The sequence below is a fragment of the Paracoccus sediminis genome, assembly GCF_900188295.1.
In the GTDB taxonomy this organism is placed as follows: domain Bacteria; phylum Pseudomonadota; class Alphaproteobacteria; order Rhodobacterales; family Rhodobacteraceae; genus Paracoccus; species Paracoccus sediminis.
On the sequence record NZ_FZNM01000004.1, the window covers coordinates 208,511 to 224,058 of the forward strand.

General features: G+C 65.5%; 16 protein-coding genes, 1 tRNA gene and 1 pseudogene. 12 read left to right on the forward strand and 6 right to left on the reverse strand.

Annotated elements, in window-relative coordinates; all coding sequences use genetic code 11:
* Window positions 1–133 precede the first annotated feature (133 nt).
* On the forward strand, window positions 134–751 hold the full coding sequence (locus tag CHB77_RS08655; RefSeq protein ID WP_089387795.1) for a TetR family transcriptional regulator C-terminal domain-containing protein: 618 nt from the start codon (window positions 134–136) through the stop codon (window positions 749–751).
* Here CHB77_RS08655 and CHB77_RS08660 read toward each other — a convergent pair.
* Both CHB77_RS08660 and mepK read right to left on the reverse strand, forming a co-directional pair.
* Complete coding sequence (locus CHB77_RS08660; protein WP_089387796.1) at window positions 748–1,332, reverse strand: TetR/AcrR family transcriptional regulator; 585 nt, start codon at window positions 1,330–1,332, stop codon at window positions 748–750. The two genes, CHB77_RS08655 and CHB77_RS08660, sit on opposite strands and share 4 nt — an antisense overlap.
* A 162-nt stretch (window positions 1,333–1,494) precedes the next feature.
* On the reverse strand, window positions 1,495–2,055 hold the full coding sequence (mepK, locus tag CHB77_RS08665; RefSeq protein ID WP_089387797.1) for a peptidoglycan L,D-endopeptidase MepK: 561 nt from the start codon (window positions 2,053–2,055) through the stop codon (window positions 1,495–1,497).
* 303 nt (window positions 2,056–2,358) lie between these two features.
* Between mepK and CHB77_RS08670 the strand changes: the two genes are divergently transcribed.
* From CHB77_RS08670 to CHB77_RS08685, 4 genes are read left to right on the forward strand one after another with little or no spacing between them, the layout of a single operon-like run.
* On the forward strand, window positions 2,359–3,963 hold the full coding sequence (locus tag CHB77_RS08670) for a L,D-transpeptidase family protein (protein ID WP_089387798.1): 1,605 nt from the start codon (window positions 2,359–2,361) through the stop codon (window positions 3,961–3,963).
* Between the two features lie 51 nt (window positions 3,964–4,014).
* On the forward strand, window positions 4,015–5,115 hold the full coding sequence (locus CHB77_RS08675; protein WP_089387799.1) for a UDP-3-O-(3-hydroxymyristoyl)glucosamine N-acyltransferase: 1,101 nt from the start codon (window positions 4,015–4,017) through the stop codon (window positions 5,113–5,115).
* A gap of 14 nt (window positions 5,116–5,129) precedes the next feature.
* A complete protein-coding gene (locus CHB77_RS08680; protein WP_089387800.1) occupies window positions 5,130–5,396 on the forward strand; it encodes an acyl carrier protein in 267 nt (88 codons plus the stop codon).
* 56 nt (window positions 5,397–5,452) lie between these two features.
* The gene (locus CHB77_RS08685; RefSeq protein ID WP_089387853.1) at window positions 5,453–6,661 is read left to right on the forward strand and encodes a beta-ketoacyl-[acyl-carrier-protein] synthase family protein; all 1,209 of its coding nucleotides are present in this window, start codon (window positions 5,453–5,455) and stop codon (window positions 6,659–6,661) included.
* Between the two features lie 60 nt (window positions 6,662–6,721).
* Here CHB77_RS08685 and CHB77_RS08690 read toward each other — a convergent pair whose 3' ends face one another.
* The gene (locus CHB77_RS08690) at window positions 6,722–7,504 is read right to left on the reverse strand and encodes an invasion associated locus B family protein (RefSeq protein ID WP_089387801.1); all 783 of its coding nucleotides are present in this window, start codon (window positions 7,502–7,504) and stop codon (window positions 6,722–6,724) included.
* A gap of 455 nt (window positions 7,505–7,959) precedes the next feature.
* On the opposite strand from CHB77_RS08690, the gene CHB77_RS08695 reads away from it, so the two are divergent.
* Window positions 7,960–9,531 carry a helicase HerA-like domain-containing protein gene (locus tag CHB77_RS08695; protein WP_089387802.1) on the forward strand — a complete coding sequence of 524 codons (1,572 nt, stop codon included), beginning with the start codon at window positions 7,960–7,962 and terminating at the stop codon, window positions 9,529–9,531.
* Here the strand turns inward: CHB77_RS08695 and CHB77_RS08700 are convergent.
* A complete protein-coding gene (locus tag CHB77_RS08700; protein WP_176430324.1) occupies window positions 9,494–9,901 on the reverse strand; it encodes a DUF6477 family protein in 408 nt (135 codons plus the stop codon). The two genes, CHB77_RS08695 and CHB77_RS08700, sit on opposite strands and share 38 nt — an antisense overlap.
* 223 nt (window positions 9,902–10,124) lie before the next feature.
* Between CHB77_RS08700 and CHB77_RS08705 the strand changes: the two genes are divergently transcribed.
* The 4 genes and pseudogenes from CHB77_RS08705 to CHB77_RS08715 all read left to right on the forward strand — a co-directional run bounded on the left by CHB77_RS08705 (window position 10,125) and on the right by CHB77_RS08715 (window position 13,232).
* Window positions 10,125–11,264 carry a DUF6456 domain-containing protein gene (locus CHB77_RS08705; protein ID WP_242626573.1) on the forward strand — a complete coding sequence of 380 codons (1,140 nt, stop codon included), beginning with the start codon at window positions 10,125–10,127 and terminating at the stop codon, window positions 11,262–11,264.
* Between the two features lie 276 nt (window positions 11,265–11,540).
* Window positions 11,541–11,657, forward strand: a pseudogene (locus tag CHB77_RS18830) (helix-turn-helix domain-containing protein); the annotation flags it as partial.
* Window positions 11,658–11,726: 69 nt separating this feature from the next.
* Window positions 11,727–12,383: a hydrogen peroxide-inducible genes activator gene (locus tag CHB77_RS08710; protein WP_342351770.1), complete on the forward strand. Its 657-nt coding sequence runs from the start codon at window positions 11,727–11,729 to the stop codon at window positions 12,381–12,383.
* A 102-nt stretch (window positions 12,384–12,485) separates the two neighbouring features.
* A complete protein-coding gene (locus CHB77_RS08715; RefSeq protein ID WP_089387803.1) occupies window positions 12,486–13,232 on the forward strand; it encodes a TerC family protein in 747 nt (248 codons plus the stop codon).
* 63 nt (window positions 13,233–13,295) lie between these two features.
* Here the strand turns inward: CHB77_RS08715 and CHB77_RS08720 are convergent.
* Window positions 13,296–13,379, reverse strand: a tRNA-Leu gene (locus CHB77_RS08720).
* Between the two features lie 45 nt (window positions 13,380–13,424).
* The gene (lipA, locus tag CHB77_RS08725) at window positions 13,425–14,375 is read right to left on the reverse strand and encodes a lipoyl synthase (protein WP_089387804.1); all 951 of its coding nucleotides are present in this window, start codon (window positions 14,373–14,375) and stop codon (window positions 13,425–13,427) included.
* A gap of 207 nt (window positions 14,376–14,582) precedes the next feature.
* Between lipA and CHB77_RS08730 the strand changes: the two genes are divergently transcribed.
* Complete coding sequence (locus CHB77_RS08730; RefSeq protein ID WP_089387805.1) at window positions 14,583–15,050, forward strand: hypothetical protein; 468 nt, start codon at window positions 14,583–14,585, stop codon at window positions 15,048–15,050.
* Window positions 15,051–15,119: 69 nt separating this feature from the next.
* Window positions 15,120–15,485 carry a hypothetical protein gene (locus tag CHB77_RS08735; RefSeq protein ID WP_089387806.1) on the forward strand — a complete coding sequence of 122 codons (366 nt, stop codon included), beginning with the start codon at window positions 15,120–15,122 and terminating at the stop codon, window positions 15,483–15,485.
* Window positions 15,486–15,548: the final 63 nt, after the last annotated feature.

The window sequence follows — 15,548 nt, forward strand, 5'->3', positions numbered from 1 at the left end:
CGGCCCAGGGTTTTTCCATTGTTGACCAAATGGTCAGGATCACGCTAGCACGGGGCAGGGTTCAGTCAAGCGTCCATGCGGCTGCCCCCTTGCGCGCTGCCTAAATATGCACCATCGAACAGGCGGATCCACCATGGCCGATCAACCCGACGCCCCCCTGACGCGCATCCAGCAGAAGAACCGCGACCTGATCCTGGAAGGGGCGCTGACAGCCTTTTCGCTGCACGGCTTCCGCGGCGCGACCGTCGATCAGATCGCCGAGGCCGCGGGCCTGTCCAAGCCGAACGTGCTGTATTACTTTGCCACCAAGGACGACATCCACAAGACGTTGCTGACCACGCTTCTGGATATGTGGTTGGCGCCGATGATCCGCATCGATCCCAACGGCGAGCCTTTGGACGAGGTACTGGCCTATGTCAGCGCCAAACTGGACATGTCGCAGCGGTTTCCCCGCGAAAGTCGGCTGTTCGCCTATGAGATCCTGCAAGGGGCGCCCCATCTGAGCGAAATTCTGGGCGGAAGCCTGCGCGGGCTTGTCGATACGGCCGCCGCGATCCTGCAAGGTTGGATGGATCAGGGGCGCCTGGCACCGGTCGATCCGCACCACCTGATCTTTTCGATCTGGGCGCTGACCCAGCATTATGCCGATTTCGACGTACAGGTGCGCGCGGTCTTGGGTCCGGGGCACGATCCGTTCATCGAGGCGCGCCCCTTCATCGGGGATCTTTACCGCAAGGTGCTGGCCGTCTAGCCGCCGCGGCGCTTCAGCATCTCGGCGGCAGGCAGGATAAGGGACAGGTTCTCGCGCGCGGCGGCAAGGAAGTCATCGACCTCTCCGCCCGCCCAGGCCTTGGTGGCGGCATTGGTGGCCGCGACGATGGCGGCCGCCAGAATCTCGATCTGGGCGGGCCTGGCGTCGGGACAGCGTCGGCGCAGCAGATCGCGCATCTGCGCGCGGCGCGACAGCACCGTGGAATTGCGCAGCGCGTCCAGTTTCGGATCCGTGTCCGACAGTGCGAAGATGTGGACCAGCATGTCGCGTTCGTCCAGAAACCGCGTCAGATGCGCCGAGATCAAACGATCCAGATCCTCGATCAGGGTGGCGCGGCCGTTCACGAACTGTTCCGACGCTTCGGCCGGGTAATCGGGCGGCGGCCCCATCATCGCCGCTTCCTTGTAGGGGTAATAGTTGAAAAAGGTCCGGGTGCTGATCCCCGCTTCGCGGGCGATCGCCTCGGTCGTGACGTTTGAAAGCCCGTCCCGCACTGCCAACTGGATTGCCGTTGCCTGGATTTTCTTGGCGGTTCGGTAACGGCGCGTCATATGCGGCATCGGGCGGCCTTGTGTGGTGATCCGGGTGGACCAAAGGGTTTCAGCAACCGTCCCGTTTCGTCAAGGCGCATCCGAACGAGCGCGACGGACGGGCCGGATACGGAAAAGGCGCCGCAAGCAGGGCAAGCGGCGCCAGGTTCAGCGATCGGAATCCGGGGTCGTTCAGGCGCCCCAGCTGCGAACCGGACCGCAATCCATGTGGACGAAATTGGACCGGGAATACTTGCCCACGCCACCGGCCCGGCACGAGGCCGCGGCGTTGTACATCTGTGCGACGGACCGCGATTTCAGCCGCAGGTCGGCGGCCTTTCCGACCATGTGCAGCGAATTGCGCGCGACCCCGCTGGACGTGCGGCGCAGCATGGCGTTGGTGCGGGGCGAGCGATAGCCCGACAGCATCATATAGGGTTCGTTCGTCTGAAGCAGCCGGTGCGACGCCGCCGCGACATCGACCGCCCGAGGATCGACGCCAATCACCTCTCCCGTGCGCCAGTCGCGCATGAAGATGTTCACCTCGTTCAACGCCTCGCGGATGTACTTGCCATCCACCCAGTAAACGGTGTCAAGGCTTTCTCCGGTCCGGCCCGAATACATGCGGATGCGGCGCATGTCGCCCGCGCCGCGCAGGAAGCCAAAGGCATTGGCCATCACTGGCGCAGCGGCGACGGTCGTGGTCGCAAACACGCCAAGAACGCCGCGACGTGAAAGAAGCTCGAATGTCATGTCAGATCGCCTGTCCCAGTTCGTCTTTTTTCCGCCACAGCCTTGCGGCGCCGCCAAGGTTAATCCTGGCTGCTTAACAATATGTCAAAAGTCCGCGCGGTCGGAAACGGATTCGTTGAGGCAACGGCAACAATTCCACAACCCTAAGCGAAATGTCGCCGATAACGGGATCCTGTTGCACGATGAACCCTGACCTGTGGCGCCATTGCAACCACCCGGTTCCGCATGTCTGGAAAGATCAGCAATCGCTGGTCAAGTCACAGATGCGGTGACAGATTCAAGGCATCGGCAGAAAGGGTTCTCATGCGCCGCGCAGGTCTGCTTTCCGTTATGCTGCTGGTTTCGGCCGCACAATCAGTGGTTGCGCAACCACCGGCCGCGACTGGCCCGGCGCTTGGTGTTGCGGCCGCGCCACGTCTGAATTTCACCGCGCGCGAGATGGCCTTGGCGCAGGCCGCTGCGGCGACGCCCGATCTTGCCGCCTATTACGGCAGCAACGGGCTGCAACCGATCTTCATGGGGCCGCAGGCCGCGGAACGGCGCACCGGCCTGCTGGAGGCGGTCGGGACGGCCCCGGCGCACGGCATTCCTTCCGGACGCTATCCGTCCATGGATCTGGCCGCGGATGCGACCGACATCGCGGCCGAGATCGATCAGGCGCGGATCCTGGTCCGTTATCTGCGCGACATGACGGGAGGGATGATTCGTCCGTCCAGCGTGGATCCCCTGATAAAGCGGGAGGTCCGCCGTCCCGCCATCCCCGGCCTGATCCGGGACTTTGCCCAGGCCCCCGATCCCCGACGGTTCCTTCTGGACCTGCAACCCCGCCATCCGGCCTATCTTGCCCTGCAACGCGCCCTGTCCGGCGGACAAGCCCTGTCGGTCCCGGCCGGACTGCCGCGCGCCCCCGAGGGGTTGTGGCGGGTGGGGATGCGTGGCGAGGGCGTCGCGCCCCTGCGCGCCCGTCTGGACAGCATCGGCTTTGCCGCCCCCTCGGCCGATCCGCTGTCCTATGACGCGGCCTTGTCAAAGGCCGTCGCGCGGTATCAGGCGGCGGTCGGCCTGCCGCCGGACGGCATCGCCGGGCCAAAGACCCTCCGTCATCTCAACGGCGACGTGTCCGACGACAGCCGCAGCCGCGCGATCATCGTGGCGCTGGAACGGATGCGCTGGATGGCCAGCGAAGACTTGGACGCCCGCCATGTGTGGGTCAACATCCCCGAATACACCGCCCGCATCGTCGAGAACGGGGCCGAGGTGTTCCGCACCCGCGTCGTCGTGGGCCACACCGATCCTGACCGCCAGACGCCCGAATTTTCGGACGAGATCGAATTCGTCGTCCCCAACCCGCGCTGGAACGTGCCTCGTTCAATTGCCGTTAAGGAATATCTGCCCCAGTTGCAGGCCAACCGCTATGCGGTGTCGCAGCTGGACGTGGTGGACGGGAACGGCAACGTGATCGCGCGCGACCGGATCGACTTCGGCCGCTACAACGCGTCGAACTTTCCGTACCGTATCCGCCAGAAACCCAGCGACGACAATGCGTTGGGTCTGGTCAAGTTCATGTTTCCGAATCCTTGGAACATCTATCTGCACGACACGCCGACCAAGCACCTGTTCGGGAATGCCGTGCGGGCTTACTCGCATGGGTGCATCCGCATCGCCGATCCATTCGATCTGGCCTATAACCTGTTGTCCAAACAGACGGAAAATCCGCAGGCGATGTTCCGGCGCGCCTTGGATACGGGCCGGGAATCATGGATAAGGATTACCCCGGCGGTGCCGGTGCATCTGGTTTATTTCACAGCGTTTCCCAATGCCGACGGCACCATCCAACGGTTCGAGGATGTGTATGGCCGCGATGCAATGCTTTATGACGCCATCCAGAAGGCCGGGCTGGATTCATAGGGCCGAACGGGCTAAGGCGCTTTCCGGCACGGAAACGGTCAGAGGGCGACCATGGCAATCACCATCCGCGACTTGGCGCTGGCTCTGGACGCGCGGGCCTGGGGCGATGTGGACCTGTCCGTGACCGGCGCGGCGGAACCCCAAGCCGCCGGGCCGGTCGGCCCGCAGGGCGGCGTGATCGCCCTGGCAATGGCGTCGAAATACGCCGAAACCCTGCGGCCCGGCAGCATGGCGATCTTGGCCGAGGGTATGGATCCGCAGGCTTTCGGCCTGAAAGCCGCGATCTTTGCGCCGCGCCCGCGTCTGCTGATGGCGGGGCTGACGCGGGCCTTCGATCCCGGTCCCGGCATCGCGGCGGGCATTCATCCGGCAGCGGTCATCGATGCGTCGGCCCGCATCGGGCCGGGTGCGGCCATCGCGCCGTTCGCAGTGATCGGTCCCGATGTCCGGATCGGGGAAAACGCCCGGATCGGGCCGCATGTGTCGGTCGGGCGCGGAACGGTTCTGGGCGACGATGTGCTGTTGCACGCCGGGGTGCGCATTGCCCACGGTGTCACGGCGGGCCACCGGCTGATCGTGCAACCGGGCGCCGTCATCGGCGGCGACGGCTTTTCCTTTGTCACCCCCGAGGAATCGGGGATCGAGGAAATCCGCCGCACCCTGGGCCGCCGCGACGGCATCAGGCAGCAGCATTGGACCCGCATCCATTCGTTGGGCGGGGTCGAGATCGGCGATGACGTGGAAATCGGCGCCAACGCGACCATCGACCGGGGCACCATCCGCGCGACCCGCATCGGCAACGGCACCAAGATCGACAACCTGGTGATGCTGGCCCACAACGTCGTGGTGGGCGACGATTGCCTGCTGTGTTCCCAGGTGGGTATCGCGGGATCGTCCAGAGTCGGCAACCGCGTCGTGCTGGCGGGGCAGGTCGGGGTCAACGACAACATCGAGATCGGCGACGACGTGATCGCGGGCGGGGCCAGCAAGATCTTTACGCGCGTTCCTTCGGGGCGGGTGATCCTTGGCAATCCCGCCGTCAAGATGGAAACCCAGATGGAAATCCAGAAGGCCACGCGCCGCCTGCCGCGTGTCGCGCAGCAACTGGCAAAACTTCAGGAAACTGTTACACGGCTGTTGGAAAAGGGCTGAAGTCAGGAGGCGTCATGACCGATCACATCAAGGACCGCATCACGGCCATCATTGCCGAGCAAGCCATGCTGGAGCCCGACCAGATCAGCGACGATTCGACGCCCGCAGATCTGGGCATCGACAGCCTGGGGCTTGTGGAATCCATCTTCGCGATCGAGGAGGAATTCGACATCTCGATCCCGTTCAATGCCAACGAGCCTGACAAGTCCGACTTCGACATCTCGACCATGGGCACGATCATTGCGGCCGTCGAACGCCTGGTGGCGCAAAAAGCCGCATGAATCCGAAGAAGAACGGCAAGGCGGCAAAGCTCTCTGATTCCCGGCCTTTAAACGGGCTGCGGCGCGTGGTCATCACGGGCGCCGGAACCATCAACGCCCTCGGCCACGACGTGCCGACGACGCTGGCCGCCTTTCGCGAAGGACGCTGCGGCATCAGCCAGCTGGAGTTCCGCGACGTGGACCGCCTGTCGATCCAGATCGGCGCGCAGGTCCACGACTGGCGGGCCGAGGATTACTTCAACCGCCAGCAAATCCTGCTGTACGACAAGTTCACGCAGTTCACGCTGCTGGCCGCCAAGCAGGCGGTGGCGCAATCCGGGCTGAATTTCCAGGGCGAACTGGGCCTGTGTTCCGGCGTCGTTCTGGGCACCGCCGGGGGCGGGCTGAACACCTGGGACGAAAATTATCGCGCGGTCTACGAGGAAGGGAAGAACCGCGTTCATCCCTTTGTTGTGCCAAAACTGATGAACAACGCCGCAGCCAGCCATGTCAGCATGGAATTCGGCCTGCGCGGCCCGGCCTTCACCGTGGCCACCGCCTGCGCCAGTTCCAATCACGCGATGGGCCTGGCCTTCCAGATGGTGCGTTCGGGCGCGGCGCGCGTCATGCTGACCGGCGGGTCCGAGGCGATGCTGTGTTTCGGCGGCGTCAAGGCCTGGGAAGGGCTGCGCGTCATGTCCAGGGACGCCTGCCGACCGTTCAGCGCGAACCGGAACGGCATGGTCCAGGGCGAGGGGGCGGGCGTCTTTGTCTTCGAGGATTACGACAACGCCCGTGCGCGCGGCGCCGAGATCCTGGCCGAGGTGGTGGGTTTCGCCATGTCGTCGGATGCGCAGGACATCGTGATGCCGTCGGCCCAAGGGGCGGAACGCGCGATCACCGGCGCGCTGCACGACGCGGGCCTGAACCCGGACGAGGTGGGCTATATCAACGCCCATGGCACCGGCACCGCCGCCAACGACAAGACCGAATGCGCGGCGGTCGCCCATGTCTTTGGCCATCACGCCGACCGGCTGATGATGTCGTCCACCAAGGCCATGCACGGGCATATCATCGGCGGCACCGGGGCGGTCGAGTTGCTGGCCTGCATCATGGCGCTGCGGGACGGGGTGATCGCGCCGACGATCGGCTATCAGGAGCCCGATCCCGAATGCGCCCTGGACGTGGTCCCGAACGAGGCCCGAGAGGCGCGGGTCGATGCGGTGCTGTCCAACGCCTTTGCGTTCGGCGGGCTGAACGCGGTGATCGCGCTGCGCCGGATCTAGGGCGCGCATGAAAGAACCGCGCCTGTCAAGGGCGCGGTTCAAGGCGTGGTCGGCCCTGGCTCAGTTGGCCGGGGCCTCTGCGGCGGGTTCGGCCGTCCCGGCAGCCGGGGCATCGGCGGCAGGTTCCTCGGCATAGGCCGACAGCGCCTCGATCCCGGCGGTAAAGCCCGCCAGCGAGACGGTCAGGCGCACCGGGTTCTCACGGTCGCCGCCAAAGGGCAGGAGGCTCAGCGTGGCTTCGTTCCCGCGCTTCATGGCGTCCAGTTCGGCCTGGGTGAACCCCATGCGTGCGACACAACCGACCGGGGCGCAGAAATTGAACGGATAACCCTGCGGCTCGGCCGAGCCGACGGCGAAACCAAGGCCCTGGATCAGGTCGGTTTCCAGCGGGGCCACCAGCGTCGCACCGGCCGCCACATCGCTGTTGCGCAGGGGGATCAGCGTCATTTCGGCAACCGAATTCCCCTCGCCATCCTTCAGCAATTGATACAGTTCGCAGGGATCCTTGCCCTGTTCCGCCTTCAGGCACCGGGTCGTCCAGGCGTTGTTCGTCGCCTTGACATAATACTGCCCGACCTGCGGTTCCGCGTCGGCAGCCGCCTGTCCGGCGGGCGCATCCGTCGCCGCAGGGGCATCCGCCGCCGCAGGGGCATCCGCCGCCGCAGGGGCATCCGTTGCCGCAGGGGCTGCATTCGCCGGAGCCTCGGCCGGCGGCGTTGCCGCTGCCGGGGCTTCGGTTGCCGGGGTTTCAGGCGTGGCCGGGGCGGTGCTATCCTGCGCGAAGACCGGTGCCGCGATCAGGAAAAGCGCGGCCAGAAGGGCCTGCGAGGGTTTGATTGGCATGGTTGTGTCGTCCCTTTGCTCAATGCGTGGGGCGGGCCTAGCATGTCCGTCCGGCTTTGTCAGGCGGCAACGGGGCGGGTCCGTTCACCAAGCGTTGACCCGCGCGCGGCCCGGCCGCGTTCCGTCTGTCCATGGGGAAAACCAAAGGGGCCGTGGCGAACCACGGCCCCGGCGCCAGTGGCGCGGTCTTCCCCCTGCCGGACTGGCCGGTCATCATTGATCCGCACGCTAGTCGCGCCGCCGTGATCCGTCAACTGTCCAGATGGTCAGGATCATTCACAAAAAAAGCCGCGCCCGAAGGCGCGGCAGTCCAACAGGGAGGAAGGTTCGGGATCGTCGAGCGTGATCCCCAACGATTCGCATACTGGCATGAAACCCTTAAGATTGTATTGTCGCGCAGGACGCTCGATTGACACGGGGTGCAACGGGACGGCCGGAACGCAAGGGGGGCAGGCATGGCAATGGTGGTGGATCAGGCGGCGGACACCGTGTTCGTGGGCGGCGGGGGACCGGATCATGCGGTGCCGCAGACCCTGCTGCTGAAATACGCCAACCGCCATGGCCTGATCGCGGGCGCGACCGGCACCGGAAAGACCGTCACCCTGCAAACCCTGGCCGAAAGCCTGTCGCTGGCCGGGGTGCCGGTGTTCCTGGCCGATGTGAAGGGCGATCTTGCCGGCATCGCGCGGGCGGGCAGCGCAGAGTTCAAGACGCATCAGGCATTCGCCGACCGCGCGGCGCGAATCGGCGTGTCGCTGGATTATCAGGCGTTTCCGGTCGCCTTCTGGGATGTCTGGGGCGAAAAGGGCCATCCCGTCCGCACGACGCCTGCCGAGATGGGGCCGCTGCTGCTGTCGCGCCTGCTGGATCTGACCGACGCCCAGGAAGGGGTGATGAACATCGCCTTTCGCGTGGCCGACGAACAGGGTCTGGCCCTGCTGGACCTCAAGGACTTGCAGGCGATGCTGGTCTGGATCGGCCAGAATGCCGCCGACCTGTCCCTGCGCTATGGCAATGTCAGCACGGCCAGCGTGGGGGCGATCCAGCGTGCGTTGCTGGTCTTGGAAAATCAGGGCGGAAACAGCCTGTTCGGCGAACCGGCGCTGGAACTGTCGGACATCATCCGGCAGGACGCGTCGGGCAAGGGCGTGGTCAACATCCTGGCGGCCGACCGCCTGATGCAATCGCCGCGCCTGTATGCGACGTTCCTTCTGTGGCTGTTGTCCGAACTGTTCGAGCAGCTGCCCGAGGTAGGCGATCCCGACCGCCCGCGGATCGCGTTCTTCTTCGACGAAGCGCGTCTGCTGTTCGCCGACGCGCCCAAGGCTCTGGTCGCAAAGGTCGAACAGGTCGCGCGGCTGATCCGGTCCAAGGGCGTCAGCGTCTGGTTCATCAGCCAGAACCCGACCGACATCCCCGACGCGATCCTGGGCCAGCTGGGAAACCGCGTCCAGCACGCCCTGCGCGCCTTTACCGCCAAGGACCAGAAAGCCCTGCGCTTGGCGGCCGACAATTACCGCGCCAATCCCGACTTCGTCACCGCCGAGGCGATCCAGAACGTCGGCGTGGGCGAGGCGGTGACATCCCTGCTGGAAACGAAAGGCGTGCCCGGCATGGTGCAACGGACCCTTGTCCGCCCGCCGTTCAGCCAAATGGGTCCGATCACGGACGCCCAGCGGGCCGAGGTGATGAACGCGTCGCCCATGGGGGTGAAATATGCCAAGGTGATCGATCGTGAATCGGCGCATGAACGGCTTGCGCGCCGGACCGACGAGGCGGCCGTTGCCTCTGTCAGGGCGGATGCAACGGCTGCGGACGACGATGCGTTGTTCGACATGGCGCGCGACGAATACCGCAATGCTCGCCGATACCGGCCGCGCGACGAAGATCGGCCCAGCCAGGCCCGGTCGTCGCGCAGCGATTCAATCGTGGAAACCTTTGGCAAAAGCCTTGCCCGGCAGCTTGGCACGAAATCCGGCCAGGCCATCGTCAGGGGTGTGCTGGGATCGCTGTTCCGGGGCCGCTGAGAACCGCGCCCACCGACGCCAGCATAGCCGCGCCGATTCGCGCGCTGGTCCTGACCGGCACGGGCGCACCGGCCACGGCCGCGCGCATTTCCGCAAGGATCGCGATCATCAGCATGACATGGCGGTGCATGTCGTAATCCGCCGCATGTTGCAGGCGCGCGTTGTTCAGGGCCGATTCCTCGGCCCGCAGGCGGGGCAGGCTGGTTCCGGGGGCGGGGCAATGGTCGGACCGCAGCACGCGCTTGAGGTCGCGTTCGCGCCGCCACCCGGCCTGCCCCTCGCGGGCGGCGCGGATCAGGGCGCTGGGACGGCGCAGGGGCTCGGCGGCGGGGCGGGGGCGGAAGGCGATCACGTTCGGCATGTAGCTCATGGCTGGACTGTCCCATTCGTGTTGACGGGATCAGCTTCACACAACTTTAACGGGTGTTGCCCGACCGTTTGTCGCAGCGCGCGCCGCGGAAACTTATCTTTAGGGTTTGTTAGGGAATGTTGCGGCTATGTGCTGAGGATCAGCCGTTCCATTAACCACGCTTAACGCAACCCAAGGTAGATTCGTTCCTCGGCTGCCTAGGATGATAAGGGACCGAACAGACATGACGCTTTTGACCGGTGATTTCGCTATCGACATCCTTGCCGCGGAGCACCGTTCGCCAGTCGGCACATCCAGCATCCCCCCCGACGACCTTCCCGACGATGCGCGCCTGTATCTTCGCCATGTCGAGGAAGGTCAGTCGATCCGTTCCCTGGCGCGGTCCGAAGGCTGTCATGCCTCGACCATCCTGCGCCGCATCCGCCGGTTCGAGGCGCGGCGCGACGACCCCCTGATCGATGGCGCGCTGTCCGGCGGCGCGGACCGTCCGCGCAGGCTGGACGACCGCCAGGCGATGCGTCTTCTGCGCCGTCTGGCGGAACCGGGCGCGGTGTTGGTGACGGCCGACGGCATGGACAAGGCCATCATCAGCCGCGACGACATCAGGACCGCCGTCCTGGAACGCTGGATTGCCGAGGTCATGGCGCTGCGCGGCTGGGTCACGCCGTCGGCGACGCCGGGCCGGGTGCAACGCTATGCCATCGCACCCGCGGGCCGCGATGCGCTGCGCGGAATGCTGAAATCCCCCCGTCAGCGCAAGGCCGTGCCCGGTCCCGCCGATTTCACCGATGCCAGCCCGGTTGCAAACGACACCCCCCCCGGCATGGCCGAGGCCGCCGCCGGTTTCGACCATGCCGAACAGCATCGGGTCTGGGACAGCCGCGTCATCCAGGACCCCGAGGACGGGCGCCGCCGCCGCACCCGCGTCAACATCGCCGAAAGCCCCCTGCTGCTGCTGGCGCGCCGCCGCGACGGGTCGGGCACGCCGTTCCTGTCGGCCGGCATGGTCGCGGCCGGCGAACGCCTGCGCGAGGATTTCGAACTGGCTCAGATGGGACCGCGCGTCACCCAGAACTGGACCGGATTCATGACCTCGGGCATCGATGTCAGCCGCAGCGGCGGGGGTTATCGCGGCGGATCGGAATCGGCCCGTGACCGGGTGGCCATCGCGCTGCGCGACCTGGGGCCGGGGATGGGCGACATCGTGCTGCGGGTGTGCTGTTTCCTGGAGGGGATCGAATTGACCGAACGCCGCCTGGGCTGGTCGGCCCGGTCGGGCAAGATCGTCCTGCGTCTGGCGCTGATGCGGCTGGAACGGCATTACCAGGAAACCTATGGCAGCGGATCGCGCCTGATCGGATGACGTGAGCCAGGGGGCGTCGGGCGCCCCCGTTTCGGTTCCGGGGGCAATGACGGTTTCGGTTCGGCGGCGCATCCTGCGCCGCCATTTCTTGTCCGGGATGGCGCGGATGCCTTGCGGCGTTGAACCATTCCGGACGCTTTTTCCTGCGGATCCGGCGGGCCGCATCCGATGATCGGAAATTGATTGTCGCCGCCGGTCCGATACATTCGGCGGATGAACGTCACGCTTCGCCAGCTGCGCTATTTCCTGGCCCTGTCCCGGTAGGGCCATTTCACGCGGGCGGCGCAGGCGATGAATGTCAGCCAGCCCGCCCTGTCCATGCAGATCCGCGCATTGGAAGACGAAGTCGGCGCACCGCTGGTCGAACGGACCGCGGCGGGGGTTGTGCTGACGCCGCAGGGCCGCGCCCTGGAAGTCCATGCAAGACAGGTGATGGCCGCATTGGCGGGGCTGGAGCAGGGAATGCGGCAGCCGGGGCAGGGGGGGCGGCTGATGCTGGGGATGATTCCGACCGTCGCCCCCTATCTGCTGCCCGAGGCGCTGCCGATCCTGCGCGCCCGCGACATTGGCCGCGACCTGCATCTGCGCGAGGCGCCGACCGACCGCCTGATCGATGAACTGACGGTCGGCAGGCTGGATGCGGCCGTGGCGGCCAGCGTCCCCGAAAACCCCGATCTGGTGGCGACGCCATTGTTCACGGATCGCTTCCTGCTGGCGGGAAGCCAGGATCAGATCGACAGGATCGGGGCGGTTCACCTGGGACCGCGCGATCTCGATCCCGGCCGATTGCTGCTGCTGGATGAAGGCCATTGTCTTGGCGATCAGGCATTGGAGGTCTGTGGCCTGACCCGGCGCGGCGGACGGCTGGATTTGGGGGCGGCCTCGTTGTCCACCCTCTGCCGGCTGGCCGCACAGGGGATGGGCCTGACGTTTTTGCCGCAGCTTGCCGCCCGGCAGGAACGCGCGGCGGCCCCCGGCCTGGCCGTTGTGCCCTTTCCCGAACCCCAGCCGTCCCGAAAGATCCTGCTGATTCGGCGCGCCTCGACCCCGGCGGTGGGCTGGTTTGACGACCTGGCCGACATCCTGGCGAAAGCCGGCCAAGCGGTCGTGGACTGCTGATGCCGCGACGCACCGGGACGATGTCGCCGCACGCCGCGATGGAACCGCCCGCCGCGCAACGGCTTTGCTAGGTTAGCGCATCGTCAGGACAGGAACTCATCCATGCAGGACATCATCGCCCTTATGCAGCAACCCGAGGCGTGGATCGCGCTTGCCACCCTGATGGTCATGGAAATCGTGCTGGGCATCGACAACCTGCTGTTCATCTCGATCCTGTCGAACAAGCTGCCCGCAGGGCAACGCGAAAAGGCCCGCAAGATCGGCATCAGCCTGGCGTTGATCCTGCGCCTTGGCCTGTTGGCGACCGTCGCCTGGATCGTTCAATTGACACAGCCGGTCGTCACGATCCTGGGCAACGAACTGTCGTGGAAGGACATGATCCTGATCGCCGGGGGCCTGTTCCTGGTGTGGAAGGCGACAAAGGAAATCCATCACCACGTCGATCCCACCGATCACGAGGATACGATGATCGGGGTCGCCGGCGTCACCTTCGGCGGGGCCATCGTTCAGATCCTGATCCTGGATCTGGTGTTTTCCATCGACAGCATCATCACCGCCGTCGGCATGACCCCGCATATCGAGATCATGGTGGTTTCGGTCGTCGTGGCCGTGACGGTGATGCTGCTGGCGGCCAATCCGCTGGCCAATTTCATCGGCCAGAACCCCACCATCGTGATGCTGGCCCTGTCGTTCCTGCTGCTGATCGGCACGACGCTGATCGCCGAAGGGTTCGGCGTCCATGTGCCCAAGGGATACGTCTATGCCGCGATGGCGTTTTCGGCGACGGTCGAGGGTCTGAACATGTGGGCCCGGAACGCACGCCTGAGGAAAAAGGCCGCCGAACACTGACGGCAGCGCAACGACCCTCAAAAGGCCGCCCTTGGCGGCCTTTTTCGATTCAGTGTGAAAATCTGGTACCCGAGGTCGGACTCGAACCGACATGCCTTGCGGCGGCGGATTTTGAATCCGCTACGTCTACCATTCCGTCACTCGGGCCTTCCGTCCTCCGACTAAATCGGGCGGCACGGATTTGCAAGAGGGTCAGGCGCGGCCCAGTTTCTGCAAACGCGCCTGGCGCAGCCGCGCAAAGTCGTCGCCCGCGTGATAGGATGACCGGGTCAGGGGCGTCGCGGACACCATCAGGAACCCCTTGCCATAGGCCGCCTTTTCATAGCCCGCGAATTCGTCCGGCGTGACAAAGCGGTCCACGCGGTGATGCTTGGGCGTGGGTTGCAGATATTGCCCGACGGTCATGAAGTCGATGTCGGCGGCGCGCATGTCGTCCATGACCTGCAAGACGCTGCCGCGATCCTCGCCCAGGCCGACCATGATGCCGGATTTGGTGAACATCGCCGGATCCAGTTCCTTGACCTTTTGCAACAGGCGCAGCGAATGGAAATAGCGCGCGCCGGGACGCACCGTGGGATAAAGCGCCGGGACGGTTTCAAGATTATGGTTGAAGACATCGGGCCGGGCCTCGACCACGGCCTCCAGCGCGCCGGGTTTCGACTTCAGAAAATCGGGGGTCAGCACCTCGATGGTGGAATCGGGGCTGCGATGGCGGATGGCGCGGATGGTCTGGGCGAAATGGTCGGCCCCGCCGTCGTCCAGGTCGTCGCGGTCCACCGACGTGATGACGACATGCTTCAGCCCCAGCTTCTGCACGGCATGGGCCACGCGACCCGGTTCGAACACGTCAAGCGCACCCGGCTTGCCGGTCGCCACGTTGCAAAAGGTGCAGCCACGCGTGCAGATCTCGCCCATAATCATCATGGTGGCATGGCCCTGGGACCAGCATTCCCCGACATTGGGGCAGCCCGCCTCCTCGCACACGGTGGACAGGCGATTGTCCTTCATGATGTCGCGGGTGCGCTTGTAGCCTTCGGATACGGGGGCCTTGACGCGGATCCAGTCGGGTTTCTTGGGCTGTGCCTGATCGGGCCGATGGGCCTTTTCCGGGTGCCGCTGGTCAGGGATCCGAAGGTCGCGCAAGGCCGTATCCTTTTTGCTGGCAGGTTCGCCAGAAATAACGGTTCGGCGGACAAAGCGCAACGCACAGTGCCCATGCAATGCCGCAGCCGATTTCGCGGTTCCCGCGCCGGATCATAAACTGTTGTGTTCAGGACCATTGGAACAAGCAGGCGGCTTGCGTGTTGATTGGGCAATTCAACATCTGACCGCATAGAGTGGAGACACGTGATGAATATCAAGACGCTTACCGCCCCGATTGCCTTGGCCGCCGTTCTTGGCTTCGGTCCCGCCGCCTTTGCGCAGAACATGATCGGCACCCAGCAGATCAACCAGGCGGACCGCGCCGCTGTCGCCGAACATTGCCGGACCTTGGCCATGGGGTCGGACGATCAGGCCGAAGGCGCAACCTCGGCCGGTGGCGAGGCGGGCAACAGCGGTAACGCGGATAACGACTCGGTTTCGGGAACAGGTCCGGACATGGATGCGGGAACCATGGACGGCGCGATGCCCACGACCGGCATCGAAGGCAATCAGGACAACGACAACCCCGATCCGGCCACAGCGGCGGCTGGCGATACGGATGCTGCGGTGACAGGAACGACCGGCGTGGAAGGCAATCAGGACGCCGACCAGTTTTCCGGCTCGATCAACATGGAGGTCATCACCCTGGCCGACTGTCAGGCCGCCGGTCTCTGAGATCGCTGTCCGTAGAACGCGACAGGGGCAGCCGATCGGCTGCCTCTTTTTGCATGAAAGGCACATCCCATGCGAATCTGCCTGACACTGGCCGCCCTGACGGTGGCGACCGCCGCCGCGGCGCAGGACACGGCCCCCGACGTTGCCATAGCCGCCGCCCTGAACCAGCAGGGCCTTCTGGAATACTGCGCCGGGCAGGGCCATGTCTCGGCCGAGGCCGCCCAAGTCCAGGGCCGGGTCATCGCGTCCTTTCCCCCGCCGACCGAACCCCGGATGACCGCCGAAGCCTATCGCCAGGGCCAGTCGGGGATTGTCGATGCGCTGGGGATCGATCAGCCCATCGCCCAGGCGGCGGCGGAACAGGGGCTGTCGCTTTCCGCCCTGTGCGGCCAGCTGGCCGCCGCCGCCGAACAGGCCGCCGCCCAGCTTCGGTAAGGCGGTCCATGCGTTTTCTTGCCGCTGTGGCGCCCGTTGACCCCGCTGGCCCGCAGGTCTAAA